Source organism: Protofrankia sp. CiT1 (genome assembly GCF_917627335.1).
Taxonomy (GTDB): domain Bacteria; phylum Actinomycetota; class Actinomycetes; order Frankiales; family Frankiaceae; genus Protofrankia.
This window is the reverse complement of sequence record NZ_CAKJTP010000267.1, coordinates 1-3,246: the sequence shown is the minus strand read 5'-3', so window position 1 is coordinate 3,246 and position 3,246 is coordinate 1. Positions and strand designations below refer to the sequence as shown.

General features: G+C 64.0%; 4 protein-coding genes. All 4 read left to right on the top strand.

The window, feature by feature from the left end; genetic code table 11:
- Nucleotides 1-666, top strand: a 666-nt coding sequence (locus MJ785_RS21255; RefSeq protein WP_239382594.1) for a hypothetical protein, incomplete at its 5' end; no start/stop codon positions are given.
- Between the two features lie 4 nt (nt 667-670).
- Nucleotides 671-1,597, top strand: coding sequence for a hypothetical protein (locus MJ785_RS21250; RefSeq protein WP_239382592.1), 927 nt, complete (start codon nt 671-673; stop codon nt 1,595-1,597).
- Nucleotides 1,594-2,283 (top strand): hypothetical protein, encoded by a 690-nt coding sequence (locus MJ785_RS21245; protein ID WP_239382590.1) that lies wholly within the window; start codon nt 1,594-1,596, stop codon nt 2,281-2,283. Before MJ785_RS21250 ends, MJ785_RS21245 begins: the two co-directional genes overlap by 4 nt.
- 423 nt (nt 2,284-2,706) lie before the next feature.
- Nucleotides 2,707-2,904: a hypothetical protein gene (locus MJ785_RS21240; RefSeq protein ID WP_239382588.1), complete on the top strand. Its 198-nt coding sequence runs from the start codon at nt 2,707-2,709 to the stop codon at nt 2,902-2,904.
- Nucleotides 2,905-3,246: the final 342 nt, after the last annotated feature.

Below are 3,246 nucleotides of genomic sequence, written 5' to 3'. Positions count from 1 at the left end.
CTGTGGGCCGCCATGGGGGCGTGGGGCTCCGGGGTTGGGCCGCTCGGTCTGGGGCGCGCCCTGCGGCGGCTGCGCGAGCTCGCGGATATCGGTGGTCCGGTGGACCTGGACACTGTCAGTTCAATGTTGGCGATCAGTAAAAGCGTCATGGAACTTTTTATCCACAACATGGCGGAGGGCTCCGACTCGGTTGTTCCCAGCACTCTGCCACGACAGATCAGGATTCTGAAGGAACTGCGTGTCTGGACAAATGAGGACGAGCCGATCAGTCGTCGCCGGGTGGGCGGGCTCTCCTTCATCCAGCTTCTCCTGGACCTGGACACGCCGCGGGACCCGGCGAATCCATGGGCGCCCACCCGTCCGCTGCTTCTGATGATGGCTGAACAGCACCACGAAATCCTGCAACGGATTGGGCTGTTGTGGCATCGGGCGTTCAACACCAGTTATCTGCGGTCGGCATCCATGGAGTGTCTCCGGCATCTGATCGGTCGGGCGGACCGCGATGCGGCGATCCTGCCCGGGCTAGTGGAGGCCGTTCGTGCGTCCGTCCGCACTTTCGAGGACCTCGACCGCATGAGCGGTTCCCTGCCGGCTTGGCAGAAGAAATACCCGGGGCCGGTAGCCGCGCTACTGGCCATGCTTGAGGAGATCAAAAACAGTGAATGACGATGTGCGAAACGATACCAAGGGGAGCGCGGAACCCGGCGAGCGCGACGGCTCTTTCTCCTTGGTGGTGCCCTACGGTGACAACGCGGAAGGTCGGCTGGGGAAGTTCAGGTCCGCCACTGGATCGGAGCAGTTCAGAATTGTCTACGTTGATCGTAACGGTCGGAATCCACGGCTCGATGATCAGATGACGCGCGGCCGGCAGGCTCTGACCCATCACTATGCGCGAAAAGTGGACATCGCAATTCACTATCATTCTTTCCAGGTGCTCCTGCCCAGCCGGGAGAACGCCGCTGGTTTTCCCTTCCAGTTGACCATCGGGTATCGGGTCGTCGAACCGGCCGAGCTTCTCCGCAGCCCGGTCTCTGATCCGGTGCGGCTCTGTGAAAGCCATGTGGTGGGTGAGATCGGGGCCATCACCTGTCTGCTCGGAGCGGAGCAGGCGAACAAGGCGCGCGAACGGATCGAGGTCATCCGCAGGCGGGAACTGCCCGCGGGCCACGGGCTTGTCACCTGGATCGAGCGTTTCAGCGTAAATCTTGACACTAATGTCGACGAGTCGATCCGGAAATATGAGGACCGCGATCGCCTCACCGCCGCCACGATCGTGGACGACAACCTTGAGACTCTCCGGCACAGTGGTGCGCTGGGGCGCCGCAAGAAGGAGACCGCAGCTGAATATGATCACACTATTCTGGTCAATGCCGAGGTGGACGACCGCGATGAGATCGCCGCGCGGGAGCGCTATCGCAAAGCCGTTGAAGGGGATTCCACCGCTGATCGGGGACGGCAGTTGCTCGGCGCCATGAACCGGCCTGAGCTCGATGACCCGGATGCGCCCGAGCACAGGGAACCCGCGGAGCGCAAACGATCGCCTGGAGTGGACGAGGCATCGGCGTCCACTCGGCGGGGCCGGGAGGGCGGTGCGTGATGGCATCATCGTGTCACCCGGTGACAGCCGGCTCGAGTGGTCATGGTTACATTTTCTCCATGGTAGGCGGGCTGGGCGATCGAACGGTCCTGGCTGCTTTTCCCCCGGATAAAATCTTCATCGGGCAGGCTGTCTGGACTGTGCTGGTTCTGCTTGCCTCCTTTGTGCTTATCTGGGTTGTCGTGCCAGCGGTGGCGTCCAGCGCGTGGTTCGTGGCCGCCGTCGAAGGAGGCGTGGGACTCGTGGGCACGGTCCTGCTTTTGCCGGAAGACCTGATCCGGAGCCGATGGGCGATCACGGGCGTTCTCAGGAAGGTGGTGGTCGGGTACGGGCTGGTTATTGCGAAGGTTTTTGATCTGTTGACCGTCATCATCGGGTCCGCGTTGCTCCATACCGGCCTCGTCGGCCCCTCTCGCCTGCGGAAACCAGTATCCGCGGGAACATCGACGGAAATGAATCAGAGCGGCTTGGACGCTAAGAAGGAGGCCGGGGCATCCCCCGCAGCAGCTGGCCGCGTGGTTGGTACCTCCACCGATGCGGTGGTTCCGGCCGCGATCGGGGTTTTCGTGGTCCTGTGCTTTCTCTGGTGGAATCAGAACCGGTGCGTTCCGGGAAGCCCGGTATGCGTGCATCCGCTGAGTTTCTGGGTCACGACAGTGGGAGCCTTGGCGAAGGGATCCGGGTAGGGCGTCTGTCGCTCAACCACCGGTTCGGTCGCCCGGCCGGGCTGTGAACAGCTCGGCGGCGGTAACGAGGATGGTGCTGGACGACGACTGGGACAACTGTCGGTGTCCTGGTCGTCAGGGCGGATTGTCAGTGACTTTCGAAGTAAGAGCGCCCGGCAATAGGGCGTTCGATCAGGGAGCGGCGCCTGGGCGGATGGATCGCGAGGCGGCGGCGGGAGGCACCCTGTGTTGGGCGTCGACCGACGAGCCGGGGTATCCGTGCATCGCGTAGCGATGGACGGGGAGCGATGACGCGAGGCGCCGACCGGGCTGCGTGAGCCAGACAGTCCTATTGCCGGGCGCTCTAATTTGAAAGTATGTCTGCCACGTTGGTGGTCGCGTTCTCCGACCTGCTGAACAAGCCCAAAGACACCCTGGCTTTCGATGGCCAGGTCCGGAGCGGTCCCGCTGCGCCTGCGTCGCCACGACGCCGAGGACCTGGTCTTGACCAGCGCCTCCCGGCGTGAGCAGGAACGCACCATCGTCTCCGCGGCCACCCGGCTGACCACGGTGTTGCTACGTCGGGCCGATCAGCAGGGACACGATTGGCTCCTCGAAGCCCTGCCCGAGGCGTTCACCTGAACACGGTTCCTGCCCGAGGATGACCAGCGACTGTTCCTCGCCGAGTTCGTCAGCACCCTGCGCGCCATCGAGGACCCGGACAACCTCGTCCCGGTCGCATATTTGATCAATGAGTGGAAACGCACCGCCGAGATCCACGCCGACCCGCACCTCGCCGCGATCTTCGCCCAGGACTGCGACGACTACGGGAGCGTGCCCGAACCGGACGTGATCGCGTGAGCTCGAAACGCGGTGACCGGGTCGCCCCGCCACCCGGCCCCGACGAAGATGTGGACGGCGGCGGGCCGGCCGCGGATGCCTTTCCGCCCTGGGCCACGCCGCGCGCAGACCTGGTGACAGCCG